The following is a 20,646-nucleotide window of genomic DNA, read 5'->3' on the forward strand; positions in this document are numbered from 1 at the left end:
TCCAAGTGTTATAACGCAAATTATGCTGCTTAATAAAAGAAAAGACTCCCTCAGCCATTACCATGACATTGGGAGTCTCTTCTATGATGATTCTGCCTTGCGCAGACGGTAATGTATTACTTCACTACGTGAATTGGGTGGCCTTCTACCAGCTCAGCCGCTTCCATGACGATTTCGCCAAGGGTTGGATGCGCGTGGATCGTCAGTGCGATATCCTCGAGCGTTGCGCCCATTTCAATCGCCAGACCCAGCTCGGCAATCAGGTTGGAGGCTTCCAGACCAACGATTTGTGCGCCCAGTACGAGGTTGTTCTCGCTGTTAGCCACAATCTTGATGAAGCCTTCCGGAGCATTCAGGGAAACTGCACGGCCGTTGCCTGCGAACGGGAACTTGCCTGCTTTTACCTTGTAGCCCTTGTCTTTTGCTTCCTTCTCGGTCAAGCCTACGCTGGAGCATTCAGGATCTGTGAACACAACGGCCGGAATGACTTTGTAGTCAACCACGGATTTGTGGCCGGAGATCGCTTCAGCAGCAATCTTGCCTTCATAGGATGCTTTGTGTGCCAGTGCAAGACCAGGAACAATATCCCCGATAGCATAGATGTTAGGGATGTTGGTGCGGCCCTGGTGGTCAACCTTGATCAGGCCGCGTTCGTCAAGCTCAACGCCGATCAGATCAAGACCCAGCTCACCGTCAGTATTTGGACGGCGACCTACAGTTACCAGCAGGTAATCTGCAGTAATTTCTTTGGTTTCGCCGCCGACAGAGTACTTAACGGTTACTTCCTTGTCGTTCTGAACAGCACTTTCCGCTTTGGCATTGGTTACGATCTCGATGCCTGTCTTCGCCATGTTCTTGGCAACCAGACGGGTCATATCTTTATCGAAGCCTGGCAGTACAGTATCCAGACCTTCAATGATCGTTACTTTAGTGCCGAATTTGGAGTACATCTGGCCAAGCTCAGCACCGATGTAGCCGCCGCCGATTACGATCATGCTCTTAGGAATCTCTGGCAGCTCCAGAGCTTCTGTAGAGGACAGGATGCGTCCGCCGAACGGGAATGGCTTCAGTTCAATCGGACGGGAGCCAGTGGCGATGATGCAGTTATTGAATTTGTAACGCGGGGATTCATGGTCATTGAACAAACGGGCTTCGTTTGTACTGATGAACATTGCTTCGCCGCTGAATACTTCAATTTTGTTGCCCTTCATCAGGCTGGTCACGCCGGTTGTCATTCTTTTGACAACGCCGTTTTTGAATTCCTGGGTTTTGGCCCAGTCTACCTTTACGTTCTCGGCAGTGACACCGAAAACATCGCCGTGCTGTGCAGCTTCATAGCTGTGGGCTGCAGAGATCAGTGCTTTGGAAGGAATACAGCCGCGGTTCAGGCAGACACCGCCGAGTTCCGATTTATCTACAATAAGGACTTTTTGGCCGAGCTGGGCGGCACGAATTGCCGCCACATACCCGCCGGGACCTGCACCAATAACCAATGTGTCGATTTCGATTGAAGCGTCTCCGACTACCATTTATTACACCTCCATAACTAACATATCAGGATTTGCAAGCAGGGTCTTAATGTAATTCATGAAGTTCTGTGCAGTCGCACCGTCAATGATACGGTGGTCAAAGCTCAGGGACAGCGCCATTACTGGAGCCGCTACGATTTCACCGTTCTTCACAACAGGCTTCTCAGTGATGCGGCCTGTACCCAGAATCGCAACTTCAGGGAAGTTGATGATTGGAGTAAAGAACATACCGCCGGCGGAGCCGATGTTGGAGATGGAGATCGTGCTGCCCTTCATTTCGTTAGCAGTCAGCTTGCCGTCGCGTCCGCGCACAGCCAGATCAGTGATCGCACTTGCGATCATCCAGATGCTCTTACGGTCAGCATCCTTAATTACCGGTACGATCAGACCGTTGTCTGTATCTGTAGCGATACCGATGTTGTAGTACTTTTTGTACACAATTTCGTTAGTGGTTTCGTCAATCATTGCGTTAAGCGCAGGGAACTGACGGGATGCTGCAACCAGAGCCTTAACGATGAATGGCAGGTAAGTAACCTTCACGCCCTTCTTCTCGGCTACAGGCTTCATACGGGTGCGGAAAGCAACCAGCTCGGTAACATCCACTTCGTCCATGATGGTAACATGCGGCGCTGTGTAGGCAGATTTAACCATAGCATTGGAGATCGCTTTGCGGATACCCTTGAATGGCACGCGCTCTTCTTCCAGGCTCACATTACCGGATGCTGCTGCAGCCGGTGCCGCTGCAGGTGCTTTGGCTTCAGCAGCCGGAGCTGCTGCAGGTGCGGATGCCGCCGCTGCAGGCGCTGCTGAAGCAGGAGCTGCGGAGCCGCCCTTCAGGAAGGCTGCGATATCGTCATGGGTAATCTTGCCGTTCTTGCCGCTGCCGTTCACCTTCGCAAGATCAACACCTTGCTCACGTGCCGCTTTGCGGACGCTTGGAGTAGCCAGAATGTCACGGTTAGGCGCCGGAGCAGCAGCCTGTGCAGCTGCCGGTGCTGCCGCTTCCTGTGCAGCAGGAGCTTCAGCGTGGCCGCCTTCCTGCTGTGGAACTTCACCTTCTGCAGCGATAATCGCCACAACTTCGCCAACGCGGCATACCTGTCCGTCTTTAACACGAACTTCAGTTACAGTTCCGTTAACCGGGCAAGGTACTTCTACTACTGCCTTGTCGTTCTGTACTTCCATGATGATATCATCGTCGGTTACCTTGTCGCCGACTTTGATGTGCATCTTGATGATTTCACCTTCATGCAGGCCTTCGCCCAGCTCAGGGAAACGGTATTCGAAGTTTACAGCGCCGCCTGCTGAAGGAGCACTGGTTGCCGGGGAAGAAGTAGTGTCTGCTCCGCCTTTAGCTGCATCTGCTTCCTGGGAAGCCACTTCTGCCGGATGGCCGCCTTCCTGCTCAGGAACATCGCCTTCTGCATCAATGATTGCTACAACTTCACCAACGCGGCATACCTGGCCGTCTTTGGTGAATACTTCAAGCACTGTGCCGTTAACCGGACAAGGAACCTCTACTACTGCCTTGTCATTCTGTACTTCCATTACGATATCGTCATCGGTTACTTTATCGCCGGCTTTGATGTGCATTTTGATAATTTCGCCTTCATGCAAACCTTCGCCCAGCTCAGGGAACCGGTACTCAAATTTTGCCACCTTGATAACCTCCTAAAAGTTTGTTAGCATCCGCTTCCTTGAGTTAACTTCGCAAACTCGCATCGAAAGCATCAGCTTAGTTTGTTAGCATCCGCTTCCTTGAGTTAACTTCGCAAACTCACATCGAAAGCATCAGCTTAGTTTGTCAGCATCTGCTTAAATTTTAGATATAGATATAATGCAGAAAGTGGTGCCGCCCTCTGTGCAAGGACGGCAGATAAAATCTTTATTAGAATTCCAGAACTTTCTTAACAGCCGCCACTACGCGTGCCGGTGTAGGAATCCAGCTATCTTCGATTTGTGCGAACGGATAGATAGTATCCGGACCCGCTACACGAAGTACAGGCGCTTCAAGGTGCAGAATCGCTTTTTCGTTGATTTGCGCAATAACTTCTGCTGCAACGCCGGAGCTCTTCTGTGCTTCCTGAACTACAATTGCACGGTTAGTCTTCTTAACGGAAGCTACAATGGTATCGATATCAATTGGGCTAACGGTCCGCAGATCGATAATTTCAGCCTTGATGCCTTCCTTCTCCAGCTGGTCAGCCGCCTTGGTTGCAGTATGTACCATCAGACCGTAAGCGATGATGGTTACATCCGAACCTTCGCGTACAACATTAGCCTTACCCAGTTCAACAGTGTATTCACCTTCAGGCACTTCATCACGGAATGCATGATACAGGTTAAGGTGCTCCATGAAGAATACAGGGTCATTGTCGCGGATCGATGCGATCATCAGACCTTTGGCATCATAAGGGTTAGAAGGAATAACCACCTTGATCCCCGGGCTTTGAGCGATCAGACCCTCAAGGGAATCCGTGTGAAGCTCTGCTGCCTTAACGCCGCCGCCGAATGGCGTACGGAATACGATTGGTGCATTATATTTACCGCCGGAACGGTAGCGCAGGCGTGCAGCCTGGATAACGATCTGGTCAAGGGCTTCATAGATGAAGCCGATAAACTGGATTTCAGCGATTGGACGGAAGCCTTGTACCCCGAGACCAAAAGCCAGACCGCCGATGGCAGATTCAGCAAGCGGTGTATCGAACACACGGTCTTCGCCAAATTCTTTCTGCAGTCCTTCAGTTACACGGAAAACGCCGCCTACATTACCAACGTCTTCCCCAAAGATCATAACATTAGGGTCGCGATTCAGTTCAACGCGCAGTGCGTCACGAATTGCTTCTTTCATATTCATTTGTGCCATTGCCTGATATCCCCCTTATTCAAAATCGGCTTTTTGCTCTTCCAGATGTTTCGGAGTTACCTCGAACATGCTGTCGATCAAGCCTGGAACGGTCATTTTTTCGGTTTGCTCTGCTTTTTTGATCTGCTCGTTTACAGTCGCTTTCGCTTCTTCTCTTACGCGAGCCGTATCTTCTTCGGTCCACAGGCCTTTCTTCTCCAAGTACTTGGCAAGACGGGCGATAGGATCCTTCTCGTTCCACTGACCTTCTTCATCCTTGGAACGGTATTTGCTGGCGTCATCGGAGAGGGAGTGCGGACGGAAACGGTAAGTAACAGCTTCAATCAGCGTAGCACCTTCGCCTCTGCGTGCACGTTCTGCAGCTTCCTGAACCGCAGCGATTACAGCAAAGACATCCATGCCGTCTACTTTGATTCCCGGAATACCAACTGCTACTGCTTTGTGGGCAATGGATTTGGAAGCCGTCTGCTTGGAGAACGGAGTCGTAATCGCATAACCGTTGTTCTGTACGAAGAAGATCACCGGCAGCTTGAAGCGTCCGGCAAAGTTCAGGCCTTCATAGAAGTCGCCTTCGGAAGAACCGCCGTCACCTGTATAGGTGATTGCAACATTCTGCTGTTTCTTCAGTTTGAAGCCCATTGCAATCCCGGTAGCATGCAGAATCTGCGCGCCGATGATGATCTGCGGCATCAGTACATTAACGCCGTCCGGAATCTGTCCGCCGTGCTGGTGACCGCGGGAATACAGGAAAGCCTGATATAATGGAAGTCCGTGCCATACCAGCTGAGGAATATCGCGGTAGCCCGGGCATACGAAATCTTCTTTCTGCAGTGCAAACTCACTGCCGATCATGGTTGCTTCCTGTCCGGATACCGGAGCATAGAAGCCGAGGCGGCCCTGACGGCCAAGATTAACTGCACGGTCATCCCAAGTGCGGGTAAAGACCATACGGTACATAATTTCTTTCAGCTGATCATCGGTAAGTGCAGGCATCTTCTCTTTGTTGATAACCTCTCCATCCGGAGAAAGCACCGAAAGGGCCTCCACGTCCTCTGTATAAACTTCATAAGGAACTCTAGTCATCATTTTCACCTCAATAAAAAAATTTGAACATCAGTGGTATCTGTTATAGAATTATTATACACCTGTTTTATCTGTTTCGTCAAAGAAATACGCATAAAATTTATGTTCTCATAAATTTTGTATGTATAACAGGAAATAGAATATCCTATAACAGATTTGTTTTTTTCAAGCAAGTAAATGATTTTTCACACATTTACCGCTTGGGTAATTTTAACGTAACCGCATGTGTAATGCAAAATTCGACAAGAAAGGCGACGATTCATTCATGAGCGAACCTGTTTTTCTGAAACGTACAATCGTTAAGCAAACCCTTTGGAGTGAGCAGCTGCAGGAGGAACGCAAGCTCCGCATTTATCTTCCCCCGGGCTACAACGAAGTACTCAGCTATCCCGTAATTTATTGCCAGGACGGTGAAGAATTTTTCAATTTCGGGCGGATCGCCACCCTTGCCGGACAGCTCATTATAGAAGAAGACATCGAGCCGTTCATTATTGTAGGCGTCGAGGTGAACGTGGCCGTCCGGACACAGGAGTATGCCCCCTTCGGCAGCCGCTTCAAGCAATACCTTGCCTGCTTCGCCGAAGAGATTATTCCCTTCATAGAACATAATTATCCGGTCCGCCGCACCCCTGATCAGCGGATCATCGCCGGAGACTCGCTGGGCGGCAGCGTCTCACTGCATCTTGCCCTTGCCTATCCCGGCCTGTTCAGCCGTGTGTTAAGCCTGTCCGGAGCTTATTATCCCGAATCCCGTGAGCTGATCGCCCGGGAGGATGACTTGTCCTGGCTGAATATCAATATGGTAGTAGGCCTGCAGGAGACCGATTATCAGACAGATACCGGCGTATACGATTTCGTCCAGATGAACCGCGATACGAAGGCGCTGCTTGAAGCCCGCGGAGCCACCGTCTCCTACCGGGAGAAGGACGGCAAGCATCTTTGGGGATTTTGGCAAAAGGAGCTCCCAGAATCATTACTCTATTTCTTAACCCCATGAAACAGCTTAAAATGACGAAACGGTGAACGATCTGTCAACTTATGTATAGATGCAGTTTGTTTGCGCTTCCATTCTTAGACGGGCACACGGTGCCCGTCCTCTTTTTTAAGGACGGTTACCGGGCCGGCTAGTTTTGAACACAAATTCCAACCTATTACTCCTCCAGGCTGCTATAGCTTTTCTTGAATGATCTTGTCCAGCAGCACATCACAGCCCGCATCAATAAGGTCATACACTTGTTCGAAATTGCCGGTGAAATAAGGATCAGGCACCTCACGCAGCTCCTCGTCGGGAAGCAGATCCATGAAGAACAGCAGCTCCGCCTTATCCCCTCCGGGCAGCTTGCGGACATTCTCAGCGTTGGAGTTATCCATACAGATTATGTATTGAAAGCTGTCAAAATCGCTGCTGCTCACCAGCCGGGCAGTCATATCGGCATAGCTGATCCCCTTTTGATCGAGAATGCGCCGGGTTCCTTCATGCGGCACTTTTCCAATATGCCAGTCTCCTGTTCCAGCTGAATCCACCTTGATGGATTCCGTCAGGCGGCGCTTGGCTATTTTGCTGCGGAGAACCGCTTCCGCCATTGGCGAACGGCAAATATTGCCCAGGCATACGAATAATACGTTTACGATTTCTCTCACCTCCTGCAGCTCCTGATTCTATTCTGAAGATAGAAGGATTTATTCTATAGTAGAAAAAATCCGCTATCTTTATTTTAGCGTTATCAGCTCTAATTGTACAACTTTTGGATCCTGCATTATACTTTGTGAAGGATGACAAACTATAACACCAATAGAGGGAGGGAAATTAATTTGCCATCCAAACGCGTTGTTATTTTTGCCGGAGGTGTGCTTTCCGAGGACTTCTTACACCATATAGATGAAGAGGATTTTATTATCGGGGCGGACAGCGGCGCATTATTTCTTGTCAGCCACGGGATTACGCCGGACATCGCCGTCGGGGATTTTGATTCGGTAAGCCCTGAGGCGCTGGAGCAGATCAGAGCAGGCAGTAAAGAGACTCTTACCTGTGATCCTGTTGACAAGGACCTTACTGACAGCGAGCTGGCGCTTGATCTTGCGCTGAATACCCAGCCAGAATCCATTCTCATGATGGGCGTAACAGGCACAAGAATGGACCATACGCTGGCCAGCATCCAGATGATGACAAGGGCGCTGCAGCGCCAGGTGAGCTGTTCTGTAATGGATGCCAATAATTTTATCACGCTTACCGGATCTCAGGTACAAGTTCATGAACAGGGCTTCACCTATGTCTCCCTGCTCCCGCTGACCCCTGAAGTTACCGGGATTACCCTGCAGGGCTTCCTGTATCCGCTGGACAATGCAACGCTCAAGCTGGGCCAGTCCCTCGCTGTCAGCAACCGCCTGCTGGAAGAGACTGGAACGGTTACCATCGAAAGCGGCCTGCTGCTTATTATCCAGAGCAAGGATTAATACATATCCGGAGACATCGTTGTAACCTTTGTTTCAAAAGTGTAAAACCGGGAGTCCCCTTGATACATAAGGGTTTTCCGGTTTTTTTGTTGTGCATTTTCTTATAAATATTAATTTTTTGTAACTTTTAATGTTTTTTTAATAAAACGTTTCCAACTCAGGCCTGGCTTGATTTTGAGACATTTATGGAAAAATATAGGCTGGTTATAAACTGCTATACTACGAAACAGAGAAAGAAACATACAAGAAAGATATAAACCTGGGAGGTTTTACAACATGAAAAAGCACCAATGGTTCAAACAAGCGGTTGTCGTGGGAATGTGCACTACAATCGGACTGAGTACTCTGATGGCTACAGGAGCCGGCACAGCACCCGTTGCTGCCGCATCTGTGACAGCCTCTACCGGACAAAGCATCGTAACCTTCGGTAAAAAATATTTGGGAACCCGCTATCAATTCGGCGCTTCCACGTCCACTACTAAATATTTTGACTGCTCCTCTTTTACTAAATATATCTTTGCAAAATACGGTGTAAACCTGCCGCGTACCTCTGTAGCCCAATCCAAGGCCGGAAAAGCGGTCTCCAAAGCGAATCTCCGTGTCGGCGACCTTGTGTTCTTCTCCAGCGGCAGCCGGGCTAATGGCAAGAACGTTACACACGTGGCGGTATACGCCGGCAACGGCAAAATCCTGCATACTTACGGTTCCCCTGGCGTAACCGTTTCAGATCTGAATTCCGGCAACTGGAAAAGAACGTATCTGAAAGCACGCCGGGTACTATAGGAAGCTGTTTATATCTGCTACGTGTATTGAAAATACTGTTATACAACTGAAGGGCTGCCGCCAGGCGCCCTCAGCACATATCCGGTGCCGCGCACCGTATGAATCAGCTTGTTCCGGTGACCTTTATCCACTTTGATCCGGATATGCCTGATGTACACATCGACCACATTGGTATCTGCATGGAAGTGGTATCCCCATACGTGACGAAGGATTTCGTCCCGCGGGCAGACTTCTCCCTGATTAACAGCGAGATAATACAGCAGGTCAAATTCTTTGGGGGTCAGGCTGAGCCTGATCCCGTCCCGGCTGACCAGCCTGCGGCTTGCATCCAGCATGAGGCCGTCGATTTTGATTAATGCTTCGGGACCGCGCCGGCGTCCGGTGAGCCAGAGCAGGTTCATCACCCGGCACCTGAATTCTCCGTCATGGAACGGGCTTTTCATATACTCATTTCCGCCTGCTTCAAATACGGCAACCGCCTCCTCGCTGCTCCCCCCGCTTGCTATTACCATTACCGGAATAAAAGCCCCCTGCGACCGGTGCTCCGAGATAATATTCCACCCCGCCCATGCCCCGGCATCCCTAATTTCAGCAAGCAGCAGGACAGGTTGCATCCTGGTTAACAATAAGCGAAGATCCTCGGGATCTTCGCTTATTGCCGTCTGAAGCCCCAGTTCACTCAGCAGCGATTCTGTCAGCCCGCTATCTTCTTCGCCAGCCCTGAACCAAACGATTGTTTCATTCATCTTTTTTACCCCGCATCCCTCAGCCTTGCAGAGCGGTAATCCGCCGCAGATAAACCTTAGAATCCCCACAAAGCAAAAAGACCATTCCGGAAGGAAGGGTCTTTGCTGCTCTGTATATGCCTGCGGCCTGCCGCAAAAATTTATTTCAAAAGATCAATTTCCTGAAATTTTGCGACCTCCGTTTCCCACCTCTCGCTTACAAAGGCTTGATGGTCCGGATGATTATTATAGCTGTCGTAGTCCTCCTGATTTGCAAACTCCATAGAAAAGCAGAAGTCAAATTCACACTTGGCACTTACCTGGCGCAGAGCCTCAAACTGGCGTACAACCGGAATGCCGCTAAGAATCTCTTTGCCGTCTTTGAGGAAGGCCTGTGCCTCCCTGGAATCTGCCGGAACCTTCAGCGTAAACAGCGCCATGTGCCGGATCGTTCCTGTCCCCATCCTATCTTCTCCCTTCGTCAGCCAAAATACCGGTGATATACGCTGCGCGCTGCGGCAATATCACTGGTTCCATGAATCAAGGCCCGCCCGTCGGCAAAGATAACCAGACGGTACGGTTCCTCAGTAAACGAGACTAAATACGGATTGCTGTCCACCTTTCCGGTTCCCAGCTTGGCCAGCCTGGCAGCCGTCTCCTGCAGATTAAGCTCCCTGCGTTGCGCCGGCCGGATCTGTACGGTATCCCTGCCGCAGAGAACATCGCTGCGCTCCGTATTGGCTGCGGTCAGATAAGGGTAGACCGCATGGCTGCCGCATGACGGACAGTCTGCTTTTTTGGCAGCCGTCACTCCTATTTCCTGGTGTTCATTACGCCACACGTCAAAGCTCAGCAGTCTTCCCCGCAGCTGTTCGCGCCGGCCGCCCAGCAGCTTGAGCGCCTCCGCGGTTGCATTGGCCGTTACAAGCTGCGCCGCCTGCGGCAGAATGCCCGCAGTATCGCAGGTATCTCCTCCCAGGGGAACGGTTCCCAGCAGGCAGTTCAGGCACGGTGTCTCTCCCGGAAGAATGGTGTATGTAACGCCGTAGCTGCCGACACAGGCCCCGTATATCCAGGGAATGCCGTGTTTTTGAGCCATATCGTTGATGATCAGGCGGGTGTCGAAATTGTCAGTGCCATCCATGATCAGATCTACCCGGGACAACAGGCTCTCCAGCTCTTCCGCACGCACATCCATCACGTGGGCTTCTATCTGAATCTCCGAATTAATCTGCTGCAGCCTCACTTTGGCCGCCTCTGCTTTTGGGGTGCGCAGACGGGCATCCTCTTCCGTATAGAGCTGCTGGCGCTGAAGATTGCTCCACTCCACATAATCCCGGTCAGCCAGAATCAGCCTTCCGACACCGCAGCGGGCAAGAGTTTCAGCAATGCCTGTTCCCAGCGCACCTGTACCTACAATCAATACATTAGCCCGAGCTAGTCCTGCTTGTCCTCCGGCGCCAAACGGCGTGAAACGGACCTGCCTGGAATAGCGGCCGTTCTCCCCGGTAACTTGGGTTTGATTGCTGTCATTCATTCCTGAACAACCTCCTATACTAAAATCCGGGAACCAGCAGCTTTCATGCCGCTTTTACCCGGATCTATGAAATTATTTTATACCCTCTGTGCAGACCACTGCTCAACATTCCAGGTCTTCGTTATCCAATCCTCGTAAAACTCCGGTTCATGGGAGACGAGCAGCACAGTACCTTTGTACTCCTGTAATGCCCGCTTAAGCTCAGCCTTGGCAATAATATCCAGGTGATTGGTCGGTTCATCAAACAGAATCCAGTTGCTCTCGCGCATCATCAGCTTGCACAGGCGCACTTTAGCCTGTTCGCCCCCGCTGAGCATGCTAAGCGGGCGGGTAATATGCTCGTTTTTCAGCCCGCAGCGGGCCAGATGGCCGCGCACCTCATTCTGGGTAAGACCCGAGAATTCATTCCAGACATCATCAATCGGTGTTACGTTGGCAGCCTTCACCTCCTGCTGGAAATAAGCAGTATTCAGGTAATCTCCCTGATAGGTTTTTCCGCTGATTGGCGGAATCACACCCAGAATGGTCTTCAGCAGTGTAGATTTCCCCACTCCGTTGCTGCCGACGATCGCAATTTTGTCACCACGCTCAATCATCATATTCAGCTTCGGCAGCAGCGGGCGGTCATAGCCGATTTCAAAGTCAATCCCTTCAAACACAGTTTTACCGCTGGAGCGGCTCTCCTTGAACGAGAAGCTCGGCTTGGCCGCTTCCTCCGGACGGTCGATTCGCTCGATGCGGTCGAGCTGCTTTTCTCTGCTCTTCGCCCGGCCCGAAGTAGAGGCGCGCGCTTTATTTTTCTGGATAAAATCCTCTTGCTTCTTAATGAATTCACGCTGCTTCTCATAGGCTTCAATATGCTGATTCTTGTTCATTTCGGCCATATCCAGGAACTTCTCATAGTTAGCCGTGTAACGTGTAAGCTTGCCGAATTCCAGATGATACACGACATTAACGACCTTATTCATAAATTCGGTATCATGGGAAATCAGCATAAAAGCATACGGATATTGCTTCAGGTAGTTCGTCAGCCAGTCGATATGCTCAACATCCAGATAGTTGGTAGGCTCATCGAGCAGCAGTACATTCGGTTTCTCCAGAAGCAGCTTCGCCAGCAGCACCTTAGTCCGCTGTCCCCCGCTCAGTGAAGCTACATCACGGTCCAGCCCGATCGCTGAGAGTCCAAGGCCGTTGCCCATTTCCTCCACTTTAACATCGATCAGATAGAAATCACCGATATCGAGCTGTTCCTGGATTTCACCCATCTGCTCCAGCAGCAGTTCAAGCTCCTCCGGTGAAGCATTGCCCATTCTATCCGTAATCGCCATCATTTCCTTCTCCAGCTCCAGCAGCGGCAGAAAGGCATCTTTAAGCACATCCCGCACAGTTTTGCCCGGTGCAAGATTGGTATGCTGATCCAGATAGCCGTAACGTACCCGCGGCGTCCATTCCACTCTTCCGCTGTCCTTAAGCAGGGTTCCGGTTAAAATATTCATCAGCGTCGATTTGCCCGCACCGTTCGCCCCAACAAATCCGACATGCTCGCCTTCCAGCAGGCGGAAGGACACATTCTTGAACAGCTGCCGGTCACCAAAATGATGTGAAACATCTTCTACAGTAAGTAAACTCATGAATTCTCGTTAAGCTCCTATCTATTTATAACATGACGACCTATCTGTCTCTGCATATAACGACCATTTTAGCACAGGAGCCTGCCCCGCTGAAACAGGAATTTAGCGGTTTTGCGCCTTTTTCTGAAATATTCCACTGCGTTTTACAGGCAAATGGAGCTTCCCCGTCTCCGTCAGCAGGCGGTCTAGCATATGGATCAGCTTGCCTTTACGCTGAAAAGGATTCTGCTGCAGCGGCAGACTGCAAACTTTAACCCGTCCGTGCAGTGCAGCTGCCAGCAGTCCGGCTGCTGAATGGCTGGCCAGCGGCAGGCAAATGCGCCAATCCGCAGTGGGTGTGAGGCGGCTCCGCCGCAGCCAATGCAGGGTATCCTCCAGCCGCCAGTCAGCCCCGGAAGACAGCAGCAGCGGAATACCGCTGTTAACAAATACCTCTTGAGCCCCGTCAAAACTGCCTGTGCCAAGGTCTACGACGATATAGCTGTAATGTTTTTCAAGGAGCCGGCTTAAATTACCGGCGGCAGGACGCGGCCAGTAATCTATTCCTTTCCAGCTGACCGGGTTATCTTGAGAATCCGCTGTTTCTGAACCGGCAGGATAGTCCAGCAGGCTGCATATCCGCCCGTACACGGCAGAATCAGGACTGAAGCCAACCCACGCTGTTTTCCCTCTCCTGGCAAGACAGCTGGCAGCTGCAAAGGAGGTATGTGTTGTACCGAGACCTGCAGCTATGCCCAGCAAGGCGACGATCGTGGCCTGGGAGCTCACGGAGATGTTCGAAGTTGTCTCCAGTCTGTTGCGGGTATCCCGTTTATCAGGCCTGCTTCCGGACTCCCCTGCCGGCTCAAGCGCCAGCAGCACTTGCTGCGCGCTCTGATATCGCTCCTCCGGATGGTAACGCAGCAGCCGGCGAATGACCGGGATCAGCAATGACATGTTTCTGCGGTCCAGCCTGGCCTCCATCCCCCGCTCCCAGCGGCTGTACAGCCCTCCGGAAGCCATGTACAGCATAAGTGCTCCCAGACCATATAGATCGGAGGCCGGACTGCTCTGCCCGCTGCCGTATTGCTCGGGCGCAGCAAAGCCGGCAGTGCCGAACTTTTCGGTATCTTCCGCAGCTCCCTGCCTGTAGCTGCGGGCAATACCGAAATCAATCAGCCTAAGTTCACCGGTTCCGGTCAGCATAATATTGGAGGGCTTCAGGTCGCGGTAGATAATCGGGGGATGATGGCTATGGAGATAATGAAGGACCCCAAGCAGCTGGCGCGCATAGGAGGCGATCTGCTCTCCATCAAGCGGGGCAGCCTGCTCTTTTATATAATCCGACAGGGTAACCCCTCCTATATAATCCATTACCAGATAGCAGTAATTTTGCTCATCCGGCGGAAAGAAATCAACAATACGCGGAAGCAACCTATGATTTAATGAGATTAACAATTCTGCTTCAGCCGCTACGTTCCCCGATGTCTCACGCTGGGTAATGCTCTCTTTAACAGCCCAGCACTGGCCCGGCAGGCGCATATCCTCAGCAAGATATACATGACTCATCCCCCCTGAGGCAAGCTTCCGTATAATCCGGTACCGCCCGCCAAGAAAGAATCCTTCAGCAAGTTTTGATTCAAAAAGCATTAGTCGTCTCCCCTTCAATTGGATTATAAAAAAAGAAAGCCTCCCGTGCTGCGCCCGGACCGGCTCAAGGCCGGAGGCGCAGACAACGGGAGGCTTTCCCGGTTCTTCCAGATATTTGGTCTGATTAATATTTAATCATATAAAGTGTTATTTCATCCCGGTTATGGAACAGCTGCTTTGCCCGCTGGAGCTGCATCCGTTCCCCTTCAAACATGGCGATGATCTCCTTGATCACTGCCATAGGCTTCTTGTGCATCAGCTTCACGGTAACTACGGCCGTTCCGCCCGGTGCGAGGCTGTGCATAAGACCGGTAACGAGCTTGGCCATCAGCTTGGGGCTCCAGCTCATGTCACATACGAGCAGATCAAATTCACTGTCACTGAATTTGACTTCGCCGGCATTCTTGCGCAGAATCTTCAGGTTCGGCTGATTGCGGAGCGATTCATGCATCAGCGCCGGATCAATTGCTGTAACCTTCAGGCCGCGCTCCAGCAGGAACGAAGTCCAGCCGCCGGGCGAAGCGCCGATATCCACAGCATTACTGAAGCTTGAGAACGGAATGGCAAATTCCTTTTCGGCTTCCATCAGCTTGAACTTGGCCCGCGAGATTTGCCCGTCCTCCTTGCGGAAGCGGATCATTCCGCCGTTCCAGCTGGACAGGTTATCCTCCGGCCGGGAAACCCCGGCATACAGCGCATCCCCGTCCGCATAGACGGAAATAATCCAGGCGGGCTCCTGTACAGTAAAGTCTGCTTCCAGATCCGCCAGCCGTTCCTGCAGCCATTCGCGCAACTCACCAGGGCTGTGCGGCCAGAAGGATGAGGTTCCCTTACGGACATGCAGGGACACCTTTTCGCCTTCCAGCTCACTGCGCCGGCTCAGATAAACCGCCAGCCGCTCCAGAGCAGACATATCCCCCTGGTCCTGAAATTGGACCGGCTGGATATGCCGCAGGAAGATCGGCGGATTACTGCTGAGCTTCCCTGCTATCTCAGCAGGTTCGCCCTCCAGCGTAGCAAGAAAAATCTCGCCCGGCAGCAGCAGCGTGCTCTTCACCGCCCCGAACAGGCGGCGAAGCTCCTCCTGGGCATAAGGGGCAAAGCCGTGATTGGCGGTGCAGATATAGCGGGACAGGATTTTGTCTTCAGGAGCAGCAGCCTGCGCTCCGGTTTCTTGTGTTAAATCGTTCAAATCAATTGCCTCCAGGTCTGATTTTTATCCAGGGACGACCGCCATCCCATTCAACATCCACAGGAATATCAAATGTAGCCAGGATCATTTCCTTCGTTAATACTTCTTCCTTGGGCCCGGAGCCGGCCAGCTTGCCGTCACGGATCAGCGCCACATGGGTAAAGAGCGGTACGATCTCTTCAACATGATGGGTAACATAGACGACCGAAACATTGCGCTGCTTCAGCTTGTCAACCTCCGCAAGCATTTTCTCCCGTTCATACAGGTCAAGACCGGCGCAGGGCTCGTCCATAATGAGCAGCTTCGGTTCAGCCATCAGGCATCTGGCCAGCATCGCCTTCTTGCGCTCACCCTGGGACAGCGTGCCGAACGGATGATAGGCCAGCCCGCCCAGATTCATATCTTCAAGCAATTTGATCGCCTGCTCCTTCACCTGCTGCGGAATCGCCTGATAGAAGCGGAGGTAAGCATAGGCACCCGTAGCCACCACTTCCCAGACGGGATCACTTAGTGACAGCTTTTCCATCAGGGATGGCCCGATATAACCGATTTCCTTGCGCACTTCACGGACATCGCATTGTCCGAACTTGTATCCGAGCACTTCCACCGATCCGCTGCTCGGAAACAGATAACCCGTCATCATTTCGAGAATTGTTGTTTTGCCGGAGCCGTTCCGTCCCAGGATCACCCAGTTTTCACCCGGCTTCATCTCCAGGGATACATCATCAAGAATCAGGCTTTGCTCTCTCCGCAGGGTAAGATGTTGTAATGATATCATTTATGAGGACACTCTCCTTATGTAATCCAGCATCTGCTCTACAGAGCCCATCGAATACAAAATTTCCGGCCCGCCCGTCCGGTCCGCCCCGGCGGTCATCAGCGCCGGCACACTTGATATGCGGTAGCGGCTGACGATCCCCGGAAGCATGTTAACATTCGCTTCAGCAATTACGAGGCCGGGAGGCAGCAGATGCGCTGCCACCTCAAGCATCCGCCGGGCGGCTTTGCAGGTTCCGCACAGCGGTGTATGCAAAAAGACGACCAGCGGTTCGCCCGGCTGCTCCAGCGCTAACGCCAGCTCCTGTTCATTCATTTGCTTAAATACCTTCATATCGCGGTCACTCCTGCAGCAATCTCTGCCAACAGCTCATTGCCCGGCGGGCCATTATGCAGCACAGTCCCTGCAGGCACTGCGGAATAGAGCAGTTCATACATAGCTTTGCGGCCCGCGGAACTTGAGGTATGCAGATAGATTTCGCGCGGATACAGCCCTTCGAGCACAATCCGCCTTGCCACCTCATCCCCGCTGTAATCTTCCGGTCCCATGTCATAATCCAGCGACAGGATATTGACCTCACACTCCCGCAGGAGCAGCAAGCATTCCTCTGTCGTTCTTGCCAGTGTAAAGCCCTCAGGCCGCTTGCGGCAATCATCCATAAAAATATTAATCACGGCTAATCCTCCGCTTCATACCATTTGCGTACAGCTGCGATTTCCCCGCGGTGGGTGCCGTCAGGTCCTTTGGCGGTCTCCATGGCAACTGCGGTCCGGCGGAACGGTTCCGTGAGCATCAGCTCCCGCAGCTTTTTTTCACCAATATGCCCCTGCCCGATACCAGCATGCCTGTCCCTGCGCAGCCCGTAAGGAAACACGGAATCATTCAGGTGAACCGCCACAAGATGCGGCCAGTACCCCAGCTCTGTTCCCCGCCCCAGCAGATCTTCTGTCTGTTCAGGGTTCCAGATCCCTGCGGCAAAGGCATGACAGGTATCGAAGCAGAAGCCGATCTTACCGGGATACCGGCTAAGCTCACGGACCTTGACCAGCTCTTCCAGCGTCATGCCTTCACGCCCGTGATTGCCGGCCTGGTTCTCAATCAGCAGCTTGGCCCGGCCCTCCCAAGAATCGAGCGTTTCATTCATACATTGTATAATATTTTGATAGCCTTGTAACGGTTCAAGCGCGCCGAAGGTTCCGAAATGCACAACAATGCCCAGCGAGCCGCAGGCTTCGGCGATCTCCAGATCGTTGCACAGTGACTCCACCATAACCTTTCTCGGGGAAGCTCCGGCAGCCCCGGCGGCCATATTGGTTGGATAAGGGGTATGGGCAATGGACACCATCTGATGCTTGCGGCAAAAGTCCGCACAATCCTCAGCATCCCGCACATCGAGCGGCTTCAGCTTCAGGCTGCGCGGATTCTTTGGAAAATACTGAAAGCATGCCGCACCGCTCTCCCAGGCGAACCGGGCCGCACGGCCGTATCCGCCGCGGATGCTGACATGCGCCCCGATCTTGGGGCTAGACTTCATGCTGGCAGTCCGGGCAGTAGAACACCTTGCGGCCGGACAGCTCAACTTTAACAATGTTTCCCCCGCCGCGCAGGCACGGTTCGCCTTCACGGTCATACACCTTGCACTGGTCATTATACGAGCCGGTTACGTTGTCGCCGGCCATAAACGGCATTTCCATATATCCGCCGATTTCGGTCGCTTCCGTCAGTACCTTACGCACACTGTCATACAGGCGCGTAACGGCCTCCGGGGACAGATTCTGCACCAGGACTGACGGCAGCAGCCTAGCTTCAAAAGCAATTTCATCCGCGTAGCAATTACCGATACCCGCCATTACCTGCTGATTCACAAGCAGGCTTTTTAGAGCTCCCCTGCGGCCCTTCAGCAGTGCGGCGAACCGCTCCGGCGTCATCCGGCGGTCCAGCAGCTCCGGTCCCAGCTTGCCCATCGCCGCTTCGCTCTCCTTCACCGACAGCAGATGCAGATAGCCGAGGCGCAGGCCCATGAAATACAGGATCTTGTCACCGAAAGCCAGCTCTACCTGGGTAGTGCGGTCCGGACGCTCTTCCTCGGTGCCGTAATACAGCAGCCCGCCCAGCATCAGATGCAGCAGCAGCCTGCGCCCGTCATGCAGATGGAACAGAATATGCTTCGCCCGGCGCTCCACAAATACAATACGCGCACCAAGCAGGGCTTTTTTGAAGGCATCGGCTTCTATGTTAATCGTCTTCTCGCGGTTTACGGTCACACCCGTAATCGGCACATTTATAAGATGCTGGCTGAGCAGCCTTCTGTAATTCTCCATTTCCGGCAATTCCGGCATTGTTCATCGTCCCTTCAAGGTTGGTAAAAAAATCGCACCTTTGCCATTATACACCGAGCATCGCCATAAGTTCAGCTAAATCACGGCAAATTTCATCAGGGGTCACACCTGTGACCGTTTTATAATGCTCCAGATTCTCCGCTGTAGTCAGGCCTGTCAGCACAAGCACCGTCCTGCAGCCGGCATTCACTCCTGCTGTAATATCTGTCCGCATATTATCTCCGACTACTACCGCTTCTTCCGGTTTGATACCAAGTATAGACGCCGCAAAGGTAATCAGGTGCGCTTCCGGCTTGCCGATCACCACCGGTGCAACACCGCTTGCGGCCTCAATTGCAGCGCCAATCGTCCCTGCTCCGGGCATAACTCCGTCATCAGACGGGAGCATTAAATCCGGATTGGTCAGCACGAACTTTGCCCCGCCCATAATCCAGCGGGATGCCCTCGCAAGTGAATCATATGTAAAAGCTCTATAAATACCCTGAACGACATACTGCGGATCATCCTCAACAATCTTCAGGCCTGCTGCCATACAGGCATCAATCAGCCCCTCTTCCCCCAGTATCGCCACCCGTGCCTCCGGTAATTCCCCGGCGATATAACGCGCAGCCGCAAGCGACGAGGTACACACTTCCTCCGGCTTTGCTGCAATCCCCATTCCCTGCAAATGCGCAGCCACACCGGCCGCTGTCCGTGACGAATTATTCGTTACGAATAAAAAAGGAATTCCTGCCGTCCGCAGCCCTTCGATCAGCTTATCCGCTCCGGGTATCATCCGCCCGCCGTGAAACAGCGTTCCGTCCAGATCTATCAGCAAGCCTCCGATATTCTTCATACAGCAGCCTCCTTCTTCCTTGATTTTCTATTAACATCATTAACTATTAATACAATTAAATTAGGCTATACAGCTTAGAATCTCTGCTTTTGCCCGATGATAACACTAGTCACAATGTACCGCCCGCCCCTCAGCGCCGTCCCGGTTTCGTCATAATCTACACTGCTTCGTAGAGTAAACGGCACCTCTTTACTTAAAATTTAACGCACCCGGTCGAACGATAGCGAACAGCTGCAGTGACGGTGGTTTTTTGACAGCTCCCTGTCATTTCCTGCGCTTTCCCGGAAAATAATTTTGATTTCCCCGGTTATTTTCCGGACCTTTGGTCCGCTTACTTTCTCCGGTATACCGGAAATGTGCAGAACTCTTCGGCCAGCAGAGTCTGCGGGAAAATGGCCTGCGCCTCTGCCAGCAGCGGAGCAAGCTCCTCCTGGGTTACATAACGTGAGCTGAAGTGGGTCAGCAGCAGCTCACGCCCGCCCGCCTGCCTAGCCAGCTCTGCAGCCTGGGCTGCCGTGCTGTGATGATACTGGTAAGCCATATCCGCCAGATCATGGGCGAAGGTTGCCTCATGGATAATCAGATCCGCCCCCCGGGCCAGCGGCAGACTGCCCGGGCACGGACGTGTATCACCCAGCACAGTTACAATACGCCCCTTCTTCGGCTCACAGATCACCTCAGCCGCCCGGACGACTGTTCCGTCCTCAGTCGTGATATCCTCGCCCTTCTTCAGTCTTCCGTACAACGGGCCGGGCTTCAGCCCGTAACTCAGAAGCAGCTCTGTATTCAGGCTGCCGGGACTGTCCTTCTCTGTTACCCGGTATCCATAGCTGTCAATCCGGTGCTCCAGCAGACCCGCCTCTACCTTAAAGGTGTCATCCTCGAAGATCAGTCCGCCCGTATGCTCTACAATCTCCAGCTTGTAAGGAACCCGGGACTGGCTTACTGACAGGGACACATCCAGAAAAGCCTTCAGCCCCGGCGGCCCGTACACCGTCAGCGGGGCCGTACCTCCCTGATAGCCGCGGCTGGACAGCAGTCCGGGCAGGCCGAACAGGTGGTCACCATGCAGATGGGTGATGAACAGCTTCTCCAGCTTGCCGAGCCGCAGCGGCGAACGCAGCACCTGATGCTGTGTCCCTTCCCCGCAATCGAACATCCAGAAGCTGCGCCGTTCCTCCATCAGCCTGAGGGCCACTGAGGTTACATTGCGCTGTATTGTAGGCACTCCGGCATTGGTGCCAAGAAAATAGATTTCCATTCCA

Annotated in this window: 21 protein-coding genes; 3 read left to right on the top strand and 18 right to left on the bottom strand. The window is 52.4% G+C overall.

Annotated elements, in window-relative coordinates:
• Window positions 1–116 precede the first annotated feature (116 nt).
• The 4 genes from lpdA to pdhA form a co-directional block, all read right to left on the bottom strand.
• Window positions 117–1,529 (bottom strand): dihydrolipoyl dehydrogenase, encoded by a 1,413-nt coding sequence (gene lpdA / locus BLR64_RS03105; protein WP_090712092.1) that lies wholly within the window; start codon window positions 1,527–1,529, stop codon window positions 117–119.
• Window positions 1,530–1,532: 3 nt separating this feature from the next.
• The gene (locus BLR64_RS03110) at window positions 1,533–3,188 is read right to left on the bottom strand and encodes a 2-oxo acid dehydrogenase subunit E2 (protein WP_090712093.1); all 1,656 of its coding nucleotides are present in this window, start codon (window positions 3,186–3,188) and stop codon (window positions 1,533–1,535) included.
• Between the two features lie 229 nt (window positions 3,189–3,417).
• Window positions 3,418–4,395, bottom strand: coding sequence for an alpha-ketoacid dehydrogenase subunit beta (locus BLR64_RS03115; protein ID WP_068725039.1), 978 nt, complete (start codon window positions 4,393–4,395; stop codon window positions 3,418–3,420).
• Between the two features lie 15 nt (window positions 4,396–4,410).
• Entirely contained in the window at window positions 4,411–5,478 is a 1,068-nt protein-coding gene (pdhA, locus tag BLR64_RS03120; protein WP_090712096.1) for a pyruvate dehydrogenase (acetyl-transferring) E1 component subunit alpha, read from the bottom strand.
• 265 nt (window positions 5,479–5,743) lie between these two features.
• On the opposite strand from pdhA, the gene BLR64_RS03125 reads away from it, so the two are divergent.
• Window positions 5,744–6,475: an alpha/beta hydrolase gene (locus BLR64_RS03125; protein WP_090712098.1), complete on the top strand. Its 732-nt coding sequence runs from the start codon at window positions 5,744–5,746 to the stop codon at window positions 6,473–6,475.
• 170 nt (window positions 6,476–6,645) lie between these two features.
• On the opposite strand, the gene BLR64_RS03130 is transcribed toward BLR64_RS03125, so the two are convergent.
• Window positions 6,646–7,110, bottom strand: coding sequence for a low molecular weight protein-tyrosine-phosphatase (locus tag BLR64_RS03130; protein WP_090712244.1), 465 nt, complete (start codon window positions 7,108–7,110; stop codon window positions 6,646–6,648).
• A gap of 180 nt (window positions 7,111–7,290) precedes the next feature.
• On the opposite strand from BLR64_RS03130, the gene BLR64_RS03135 reads away from it, so the two are divergent.
• Window positions 7,291–7,932 (top strand): thiamine diphosphokinase, encoded by a 642-nt coding sequence (locus BLR64_RS03135; RefSeq protein WP_090712099.1) that lies wholly within the window; start codon window positions 7,291–7,293, stop codon window positions 7,930–7,932.
• 276 nt (window positions 7,933–8,208) lie between these two features.
• A complete protein-coding gene (locus BLR64_RS03140; RefSeq protein ID WP_090712101.1) occupies window positions 8,209–8,715 on the top strand; it encodes a C40 family peptidase in 507 nt (168 codons plus the stop codon).
• Window positions 8,716–8,753: 38 nt separating this feature from the next.
• Here BLR64_RS03140 and BLR64_RS03145 read toward each other — a convergent pair whose 3' ends face one another.
• The 13 genes from BLR64_RS03145 to rnz form a co-directional block, all read right to left on the bottom strand.
• The gene (locus tag BLR64_RS03145; RefSeq protein ID WP_090712103.1) at window positions 8,754–9,461 is read right to left on the bottom strand and encodes a response regulator transcription factor; all 708 of its coding nucleotides are present in this window, start codon (window positions 9,459–9,461) and stop codon (window positions 8,754–8,756) included.
• A gap of 140 nt (window positions 9,462–9,601) precedes the next feature.
• Window positions 9,602–9,904 (bottom strand): Dabb family protein, encoded by a 303-nt coding sequence (locus tag BLR64_RS03150; RefSeq protein ID WP_090712105.1) that lies wholly within the window; start codon window positions 9,902–9,904, stop codon window positions 9,602–9,604.
• A 17-nt stretch (window positions 9,905–9,921) separates the two neighbouring features.
• A complete protein-coding gene (locus tag BLR64_RS03155) occupies window positions 9,922–10,977 on the bottom strand; it encodes a ThiF family adenylyltransferase (RefSeq protein WP_090712107.1) in 1,056 nt (351 codons plus the stop codon).
• A 77-nt stretch (window positions 10,978–11,054) separates the two neighbouring features.
• The gene (locus BLR64_RS03160) at window positions 11,055–12,608 is read right to left on the bottom strand and encodes an ABC-F family ATP-binding cassette domain-containing protein (RefSeq protein WP_090712109.1); all 1,554 of its coding nucleotides are present in this window, start codon (window positions 12,606–12,608) and stop codon (window positions 11,055–11,057) included.
• A 102-nt stretch (window positions 12,609–12,710) separates the two neighbouring features.
• A complete protein-coding gene (locus BLR64_RS03165; RefSeq protein WP_090712111.1) occupies window positions 12,711–14,237 on the bottom strand; it encodes a serine/threonine protein kinase in 1,527 nt (508 codons plus the stop codon).
• Window positions 14,238–14,361: 124 nt separating this feature from the next.
• Window positions 14,362–15,429: an SAM-dependent methyltransferase gene (locus BLR64_RS03170; RefSeq protein WP_090712113.1), complete on the bottom strand. Its 1,068-nt coding sequence runs from the start codon at window positions 15,427–15,429 to the stop codon at window positions 14,362–14,364.
• Window position 15,430: 1 nt separating this feature from the next.
• A complete protein-coding gene (locus BLR64_RS03175; RefSeq protein WP_090712115.1) occupies window positions 15,431–16,207 on the bottom strand; it encodes an ABC transporter ATP-binding protein in 777 nt (258 codons plus the stop codon).
• Window positions 16,208–16,540 carry a thioredoxin family protein gene (locus BLR64_RS03180; RefSeq protein ID WP_090712117.1) on the bottom strand — a complete coding sequence of 111 codons (333 nt, stop codon included), beginning with the start codon at window positions 16,538–16,540 and terminating at the stop codon, window positions 16,208–16,210.
• Window positions 16,537–16,881 carry a cyclic-phosphate processing receiver domain-containing protein gene (locus tag BLR64_RS03185; protein WP_090712119.1) on the bottom strand — a complete coding sequence of 115 codons (345 nt, stop codon included), beginning with the start codon at window positions 16,879–16,881 and terminating at the stop codon, window positions 16,537–16,539. Before BLR64_RS03185 ends, BLR64_RS03180 begins: the two co-directional genes overlap by 4 nt.
• Before the next feature lie 2 nt (window positions 16,882–16,883).
• Complete coding sequence (locus BLR64_RS03190; RefSeq protein WP_090712121.1) at window positions 16,884–17,741, bottom strand: deoxyribonuclease IV; 858 nt, start codon at window positions 17,739–17,741, stop codon at window positions 16,884–16,886.
• Window positions 17,731–18,546: an Fpg/Nei family DNA glycosylase gene (locus tag BLR64_RS03195; RefSeq protein WP_090712123.1), complete on the bottom strand. Its 816-nt coding sequence runs from the start codon at window positions 18,544–18,546 to the stop codon at window positions 17,731–17,733. Before BLR64_RS03195 ends, BLR64_RS03190 begins: the two co-directional genes overlap by 11 nt.
• A 46-nt stretch (window positions 18,547–18,592) precedes the next feature.
• Window positions 18,593–19,381, bottom strand: coding sequence for an HAD-IIA family hydrolase (locus BLR64_RS03200; protein ID WP_090712125.1), 789 nt, complete (start codon window positions 19,379–19,381; stop codon window positions 18,593–18,595).
• Window positions 19,382–19,712: 331 nt separating this feature from the next.
• Window positions 19,713–20,642: a ribonuclease Z gene (gene rnz, locus BLR64_RS03205; RefSeq protein WP_090712127.1), complete on the bottom strand. Its 930-nt coding sequence runs from the start codon at window positions 20,640–20,642 to the stop codon at window positions 19,713–19,715.
• Window positions 20,643–20,646: the final 4 nt, after the last annotated feature.

Source organism: Paenibacillus typhae, assembly GCF_900099765.1.
GTDB lineage: Bacteria > Bacillota > Bacilli > Paenibacillales > Paenibacillaceae > Paenibacillus_AQ > Paenibacillus_AQ typhae.

What these genes read in the sequence shown, in the direction of transcription:
- BLR64_RS03190 (WP_090712121.1), bottom strand. Translation starts at nt 17,741, where the DNA reads ATGAAGTCTAGCCCCAAGATCGGGGCGCATGTCAGCATCCGCGGCGGA.
- BLR64_RS03160 (WP_090712109.1), bottom strand. Translation starts at nt 12,608, where the DNA reads ATGAGTTTACTTACTGTAGAAGATGTTTCACATCATTTTGGTGACCGG.
- BLR64_RS03175 (WP_090712115.1), bottom strand. Translation starts at nt 16,207, where the DNA reads ATGATATCATTACAACATCTTACCCTGCGGAGAGAGCAAAGCCTGATT.
- BLR64_RS03180 (WP_090712117.1), bottom strand. Translation starts at nt 16,540, where the DNA reads ATGAAGGTATTTAAGCAAATGAATGAACAGGAGCTGGCGTTAGCGCTG.
- BLR64_RS03140 (WP_090712101.1), top strand. Translation starts at nt 8,209, where the DNA reads ATGAAAAAGCACCAATGGTTCAAACAAGCGGTTGTCGTGGGAATGTGC.
- BLR64_RS03115 (WP_068725039.1), bottom strand. Translation starts at nt 4,395, where the DNA reads ATGGCACAAATGAATATGAAAGAAGCAATTCGTGACGCACTGCGCGTT.
- BLR64_RS03195 (WP_090712123.1), bottom strand. Translation starts at nt 18,546, where the DNA reads ATGCCGGAATTGCCGGAAATGGAGAATTACAGAAGGCTGCTCAGCCAG.
- BLR64_RS03200 (WP_090712125.1), bottom strand. Translation starts at nt 19,381, where the DNA reads ATGAAGAATATCGGAGGCTTGCTGATAGATCTGGACGGAACGCTGTTT.
- BLR64_RS03150 (WP_090712105.1), bottom strand. Translation starts at nt 9,904, where the DNA reads ATGGGGACAGGAACGATCCGGCACATGGCGCTGTTTACGCTGAAGGTT.
- BLR64_RS03155 (WP_090712107.1), bottom strand. Translation starts at nt 10,977, where the DNA reads ATGAATGACAGCAATCAAACCCAAGTTACCGGGGAGAACGGCCGCTAT.
- pdhA (WP_090712096.1), bottom strand. Translation starts at nt 5,478, where the DNA reads ATGACTAGAGTTCCTTATGAAGTTTATACAGAGGACGTGGAGGCCCTT.
- BLR64_RS03165 (WP_090712111.1), bottom strand. Translation starts at nt 14,237, where the DNA reads ATGCTTTTTGAATCAAAACTTGCTGAAGGATTCTTTCTTGGCGGGCGG.
- rnz (WP_090712127.1), bottom strand. Translation starts at nt 20,642, where the DNA reads ATGGAAATCTATTTTCTTGGCACCAATGCCGGAGTGCCTACAATACAG.
- lpdA (WP_090712092.1), bottom strand. Translation starts at nt 1,529, where the DNA reads ATGGTAGTCGGAGACGCTTCAATCGAAATCGACACATTGGTTATTGGT.
- BLR64_RS03145 (WP_090712103.1), bottom strand. Translation starts at nt 9,461, where the DNA reads ATGAATGAAACAATCGTTTGGTTCAGGGCTGGCGAAGAAGATAGCGGG.
- BLR64_RS03125 (WP_090712098.1), top strand. Translation starts at nt 5,744, where the DNA reads ATGAGCGAACCTGTTTTTCTGAAACGTACAATCGTTAAGCAAACCCTT.